This is a genomic window from Intrasporangium chromatireducens Q5-1, from assembly GCF_000576575.1.
GTDB lineage: Bacteria > Actinomycetota > Actinomycetes > Actinomycetales > Dermatophilaceae > Intrasporangium_A > Intrasporangium_A chromatireducens.
The window spans coordinates 1-6,580 of the sequence record NZ_AWQS01000212.1 but is presented as its reverse complement, the minus strand read 5'-3'; the positions used below and the strand labels follow the sequence as shown (position 1 = coordinate 6,580).

At 72.1% G+C, this 6,580-nt stretch carries 5 protein-coding genes; 2 read left to right on the top strand and 3 right to left on the bottom strand.

Features of this window, described 5'->3' with window-relative positions; translation table 11 throughout:
* Positions 1 to 32 precede the first annotated feature (32 nt).
* Both N864_RS17710 and N864_RS17705 read right to left on the bottom strand, forming a co-directional pair.
* Complete coding sequence (locus N864_RS17710) at positions 33 to 3,413, bottom strand: TM0106 family RecB-like putative nuclease (RefSeq protein WP_034720067.1); 3,381 nt, start codon at positions 3,411 to 3,413, stop codon at positions 33 to 35.
* A gap of 42 nt (positions 3,414 to 3,455) precedes the next feature.
* On the bottom strand, positions 3,456 to 4,505 hold the full coding sequence (locus N864_RS17705) for a glycosyltransferase (protein ID WP_051518754.1): 1,050 nt from the start codon (positions 4,503 to 4,505) through the stop codon (positions 3,456 to 3,458).
* Between the two features lie 124 nt (positions 4,506 to 4,629).
* Between N864_RS17705 and gntA the strand changes: the two genes are divergently transcribed.
* Both gntA and N864_RS17695 read left to right on the top strand, forming a co-directional pair.
* On the top strand, positions 4,630 to 5,409 hold the full coding sequence (gene gntA / locus N864_RS17700; RefSeq protein WP_051518753.1) for a guanitoxin biosynthesis heme-dependent pre-guanitoxin N-hydroxylase GntA: 780 nt from the start codon (positions 4,630 to 4,632) through the stop codon (positions 5,407 to 5,409).
* The gene (locus tag N864_RS17695) at positions 5,406 to 6,041 is read left to right on the top strand and encodes a DUF1989 domain-containing protein (RefSeq protein ID WP_034720064.1); all 636 of its coding nucleotides are present in this window, start codon (positions 5,406 to 5,408) and stop codon (positions 6,039 to 6,041) included. The genes gntA and N864_RS17695 overlap by 4 nt, the downstream gene beginning before the upstream one ends.
* A 155-nt stretch (positions 6,042 to 6,196) precedes the next feature.
* Here the strand turns inward: N864_RS17695 and N864_RS17690 are convergent.
* On the bottom strand, positions 6,197 to 6,580 hold a 384-nt coding region (locus N864_RS17690; protein WP_034720062.1), incomplete at its 5' end, for a hypothetical protein.

The following is a 6,580-nucleotide window of genomic DNA, read 5'->3' as shown; positions in this document are numbered from 1 at the left end:
GGCCCTTCGACGGTTTGTGGCCCTTCGACGGGTCAGATCGTCTTGGCCTCGTCGACGTAGCGGCACAGCGCGTTGACGGCACGCAGGTCGTGCGGTGTCGACACTGGCGCATCGAGCAGCACCGGGCTCGCCACGATGACGGCCATCGCCTTCGCCCGGGAGAGGGCGACGTTGAGCCGGTGCACGTCGTAGAGGAACGAGACGCCCCGCGGCGCCTCCGCCGCGCTCGTGCTCGCCATGGAGTAGATCACGACCGCACCCTGCTGGCCCTGGAACTTGTCGACAGTGCCCACGCGCGCCCCGTCCGGCAGCGCCCTCAGCAATGTCGCCACATGCGCGTTGTAGGGCGCGACGACGAGGACGTCGTCGAGCGTGAGCGGCCTGCGTCGTCCCGTCGCGTCGACCCACTCCCCCCGCAGCAGGTCGGCGACGAGGGCCGCGACCACGCTCGCCTCCTGCTCGCTCGCCTGCCCGCAGGCCGTCACGTGCTCGACGGGGAGCCAGCGCAGGCCGGTGCCGCAGAGCAGGCCCGGAGCGACCACCTCGACGCGGGCGAGGTCTTGGCCGTCGTCAGCGGCGGCGGACTGGAGCCGCCCCTCGTAGGCGAGCTCGGACACGAAACCCGTGACCTCACCGTGCATCCGGTAGGTGCGGTCGAGGAAGACACCCCGATCCGGCGGGATGACGTCGTGGCCGTCGAGGAGGTGGTCGAGCGCCGAGACGCCGGACCCGAAGGGGTGTACCGACTTGGTCGGCTGGGTGAGCTGCTGCGGGTCGCCCAGCAGGACGAGCGACCGGGCGCTCGGCGCGACCGCGACCGTGTTGGCGAGAGAGAACTGGCCCGCCTCGTCCACCACCAGCACGTCGACGGAGTCGGTCATCTCCGGGCGCGACCACAGCCACGCCGTGCCGCCCACCAGGTGTGTCTCGCCGGAGGCAAGGGCGTCGTGGATCTCGTCGTTGGCGGTCAGGTGCCGGATGAGCGACGACTGGCCATCGACAGCGGCGTCCTCGCCACCCGCGGGCTCTGCCCCTGCGCTGTCCTTGTGCAGCGCCGGGCGCCCGACCTCCTGCAGCAGGTTGAGGATCACCGCGTGCGACTGCGCGGTGACGCCGACCCGCAGGCCGTCGTCGAGCAGCGCCCGGATGAGGGCGGACCCCGAACGCGTCTTGCCGGTGCCGGGCGGGCCTTGCACGGCGAGCACCTCACCGTCGAGCGACCGACCGACCCGCACGACCGCATCCCCGGCGGACTCCCCGTCGCGCACGGCCAACAGTGGCGCGGCGGGGACGACGCGGTCGATCAGGCGGGTGGCGAGGTTGCCGCCACCTGCCAGCACGAGCTCACCCGTGCGGGCGATGCTGTCGCGCAGCACCTCGTCACGGACCGGCCCGGGCTTGCCGAGGCCGCGTGGCATCGGGGGCCGCTTCGCGGCCCCCATCGACAGGGTGATCCAACCGGCCTGCGCGTCGAGGGCGATGACCTTGCCGACGTTCTCGAGGGTGTCGACGTCCGAGGTGTACTGGCCGATCGGGGCCTTGCACTCCTGCGGCGGGAACGTGTAGCGCCACACGTTGGACCGCTTGACCTTCTCGACGAACTCGACGCCGGTGACCCCGCCGATCGCGGCGCCGTCCTCGATGAGCTCGTCGGTCTCGAGATAGCGGTAGCGGAAGTAGTCCCACCACTCGGGCCGCTGCTCGCGCCGGTGCCAGCCGACGCACCCGGCGAGCAGCTCGTGTCCCGCGGCCACGAGCCGCTCCGTGAGCTCGATCTCGGCGCGCTCCGCCTCGCCGATCTCCTTCGCCTCGCGGGCGCAGGGTCGCGTCAGGGCATGTCCGCGAGCAGCGAGCTCGACCCGCAGCTGCTCGAGCCACTCGTGCAGCGCCAGGGTCGAGCGGACATCGACCTCGTTGTAGTCGCGGATCCGGTCCAGGATCGACTGGTCGGCCGCGCCCGCCTCGAGGCCCCGGAGGTACTCCTCGTACTCGACGACCGAGGAGAGTCCGTCCGCCACGGCGTCGCCCTCCGCCTGGCGCGTGTGCCCCCAGTAGAACTCCTCGAGCTTCTTGATCGAGTAGGAGCCCTTGCTGATGCGCACGCCCTGGCGCACGACAGCGTAGAGGTCGACGAAGACCTCGTGCCGCAGCAGCTGGTCGAGCTCGGCCTCACGGGTCGCGTGCTGGCCGACGAGCCGCTTGAGCGCCGTCGTCTCGTAGGGGGCGTAGTGGTAGACGTGCATCGACGGGTAGCGCTCCCACCGAGCGGTGAGCCAGTCGACGAGGTCACGCGTCAGCTGCCCCTCCTGCGCGAAGTCGTGCGCCCAGAAGCCGACGAACTCCCCCTGTCGGGTCCAGATGCCGGCGAGGTACTCGCGCCCGGCACCGTCCTCGGCCCACGGGTCACCCTCGAAGTCGAGGTAGACGTCGCCCTCGTCCGGCTCGGGCAGCAGCGCGAGGCCGCGCGGCACGTGGACCTCCACGCCCTCGGCGTCGACCTGAGTGAGATAGGGCGGCTCGACGAGCTCGTAGTGGGGCTCACCGGTCGTCCGCTCGAGGACCTGGAGCCGAGCCTGCTGGGCCAGCCGGCCCCGCACCCCCGAGCCGAGCACGCCCACGAGCTGCTCGTCGCTCGCCTCGGCGAGCGCCGTCATCGTCTCGATCCCGGCTGCCCGCAGTGCGGTCCGGTGGTCGGCGCGCATCCCGGCGACCTGGATCAGGTCGTCGCGCTCCAGCCACTCCTTGGCGCACCGGTCGCGCCACCGGCACTGGCTGCAGTGCTCGACGCGCGCCGACTCCGTCGGCCGGTGGCTCGCGATCGCGTCGAGCAGCTCCTCGCGGCGCCGCCGCGCGTAGGGCGCGACGTCGACGAGCCGCCAGGGGTGCTGCTCGCGGTCACCGGTCACGACGGTCAGCCACCGCGGAGGCACACCCTGCAGCGTCTCGAGGCGAGCGGCATACGTCGCCATCTGCAGCAGCGCGGGCACCTTGAGCCGGCGGGCGAGCTTGGTGTCGGCGATGTCGTAGCGCCACTGTCCCAGCCCGCTCGGCTCGTCGACCCGGAGCAGGAAGTCGGCGTAACCGACCCAGTGGCCGTCGAAGAACGTCGCCTGGTAGATGACGTCGACGCCGCGTCGCATCGCCTCGAGCGTCGCGGCCTCGGCCTCGCGCTTGTCCAGCCCCTGTGCCGCGATGTCCTCGATGGTGCGCCCCTGCGCCCGCAGGTCGTCGAGGTAGCGGTGCTCGTGGTCGAGCCCCTTCTGGAACACGAGGTTGAGCGCGTCGTCGGGACCGGTGGCGCCTGTCACCGAGCCGTCGAGGGCAGCGAGGTCGAGGGTGGTGATGTGCGGGCAGGCCACGTGTTTGGTCAGGTCCGTCGGGCTGAGTACGAGGTGTCCGTCGATCCGCTGCATGCCGCGAGTATGCCGCTCACCCCCGACAGTGCCCGCGCGCCCTCAGCTGGTCGGCTCGGTCCCGGAGAGACGCCGCAGCGCCCGCAGCGAGTGAGCGCTGAGCGGCATCCGCCTCCCGCAGTAGGGGACGCCTCCGGCGGCCCGGTATCCGAGGGCGAGCCACACGCAGACAGCGCGCTCGAGCACCCAGATGGGCGTCCAGAGCACGACCGACGAGGGCACCTGGGACTGGGGCCCGAGGCGCCTGTGCCCGAGAGCGCCGAGGAGGACGGTGGCGAGGACACCCGCAGCGACCCGGCCCGGGCGCCGGGCGAGCCACAAGACGGTCGGGAGGAGGGCGAGCTCGACGGTCAGGCGGCCGGGCTGCGCGAGGTCGTCATAGGCCTGACGGACCCGTTGGGACCAGAAGTGACGGACTGTCGGCGGGCACCGCGGCACGACCACGGGCACGCTCACGACCCGGTGACCCCGCGCCCCCACGGTGCGCCACAGCTCGAGGTTCTCGAAGAGGACGTCCGGGCACCAGCCGCCCGCCTCGACGACGACGCTGCGCCGCACCGCGAGCGTGCCGGGCCACTCGGCGCCGAGAGCGACGTTGACGAGCGTGCGGGCACCGTCCCATCGGGCCTGCCACGGCCAGCTGTCGTACACGGTCACCGGACGGACGAGGGCGGCCTCGCCGAGGGCGTCACAGAGGGACGCCAGACTCTCCCGCGTGTGCCTGACGTCGTCGTCCGAGATGACGACGGCTTCAGACCGAGCGGCCAGCACTCCCGTCCACGCGCCAACCACCTTGCCGTTGAGGCCGATCCAGGCTGCGCCGGGTGACGTTGCGTCCGGCCACGCTGTCCCGGGCCAGAGCCGATCGACCGGTGCCGGCGTGATGACGCGGGCATGGTCGCGCCAGGCCCGCTCGTGGCCGGCGCGCATCCGCGCGGGGCTGCCGTCGACCACGCTGACGTGGCAGACCTCCCGCGCCAGGCTGCGAAGGTGGTCGCGCAGCTCGGCCACCCGAGCGGGCTCGTCCCGGCTCCACCGGACCGGGACCACCACCTCGACGGGGAGCGGTCCCTCGCCGCGGCCGGTTGCCATGGCCTACCGGTACCCCAGCGTCGGCCTCGCCGTTCAGCCCGGTCCGCCCTCCCCCGGCTCCGGCGCCCGCCGGCGTGGCCCGGGCGCTGGCTGGGTATACGGCTGGCGTCTGGAAGGAGCGCCGATGGCGACAGGACGGTGCGGGCCCGAGCCGGGACCCGATGCAGGGGTCGTGGACGAGGGGGCGACCCTCGAGCAGCTGCTCGGCGACCTCGCCGGCGGGCCGCTCGGCTCTGCGCCGGGCGGGGAGGTCCGACAGTCCATCGCCGCCATGGTGGGGCACGTCGAGTACCCCTGCCTGGGCGCGAAATCCGTGTTCCGTCGCGACACGGTGACCCACCTTGTGCTGGGCGACCTCGCGGCAGAGGAGTCGGCGCAGGCCACCCTCGAGGGACTGCGCGGGTTCGCCGAGGACGCCGACGATGACGAGGAATTCCGCTCCTTCGTCGTCACCTTCCGGCGGCCCACCGACCTCGACGAGCCGACCTTCGAGCGGTTGCTCTGGGAGCTGCTCCAGCGGATCCATGACGACGACGACCGGCCGTGGGCGCCCGAGGTGTCCGCCGACCCCGCCAACCCCCACTTCGCCTTCAGCGCGGGAGGCAGCGCCTACTTCGTGGTCGGCCTGCACCCGGGCGCCTCCCGGATCGCGCGCCGCGCTCCTCTCCCGACCATCGTCTTCAACCCGCACGCTCAGTTCGAGCAGCTGCGCCAGAGCGGCCGCTTCGACGGCATGCGCACCGTGATCCGGCGCCGCGACCGGGACCTGCAGGGCTCGGTCAACCCGATGGCCACGGACCATGGGGAGGCGTCGGAGGCGCTCCAGTACTCTGGCCGGGTCCACCCGGCCCACTGGCAACCCCCACTCGAGGTCCACGCACCGACGGAAGGACAGCACTCATGACGGAGCCCGGGACCCCGACCCCCGCGCCGCCGCGGCCCGGGCTCACTCGGCTTGAACCCCAGACGGGGACCGGCTTCCGCATGGCCCGCGGCGACACCCTGACGGTCGTCGACCCGTGCGGGGAGCAGGTGAGCGACTTCTTCTGCTTCGCCGCGGACGACCCGGAGGAGTGGTTCTCGTCGGGCCGGACGATCGACTACGCCAACTCCATCTACCCGACCACCGGCACCATCCTCTACAGCAACCGGAGCCGGCCGATGGCGACGATCGTCGACGACACGTGCGGCCGCCATGACATCCTGCTCACCCCGTGCAGCCAGCAGACCTTCGACCTGCTCTACCCGCAGCTCGAGGGTGCGGCGCACCCCAGCTGCTTCGAGAACCTGTCGCGCGGCCTGGCCCAGTTCGGCATCCAGCCGGACCGGATCTCGACGACGTTCAACATCTTCATGAACGTGTGGACCGACCGCACGGGCGAGCTGCACATCGACCCGCCCACCTCCCGCACCGGTGACCGGCTCACCGTCCGGGCCGAGATGGACCTGCTCGTCGGGCTCACCGCCTGCTCGGCGGAGAAGTCCAACAACGGCACGTGCAAGCCCATCGACTACGAGCTGCACGGTTCAGCCTGACGGCCACGCCCCACACGAGAGCTCAGCCGGGTCCCGGGACCCGGCTGAGCGGCATACATCGGCGTGCAGACGTTCGGAGGGCGACCTGCCTCCTCACAGATCGCCCTCCGGTTTGGTGGGCCGCCCCTCGGTGAGTCCGACGGCCACCTATCGGGTCACCGCAGGATGCCGTTGCCGACCTTGCGGCCCCACCACTTGCCGAGGCCAAAGGTGTCGCCGGCGTAGGTGGCGGCGAGAACCGCGAGCCCGAGCGCCTCGATCCAGTGGCTGTCGAAGAGCGGGTTGGTGTAGGTACCCGTCGTCCCCAGCGGGAACTCGGCGAGGTACATGAGGGCCAGGAGCAGCGCGCCGCTCCAGGCCGCGAGCTTGAGGCCCGCGCCGGCGAGGACGGCGACGCCGATCCCCAGCAGGCCGGCCATGAAGACCCAGTCGGCCCAGGGGCCGCTGATCGACTTGAAGAACCCGGCGAACGGGCCCTCGGCGTGGCTCATGAAGCCCTGCGCCGGCGTCCCCCCGTGGATCCACGACTTCGCGGCCGG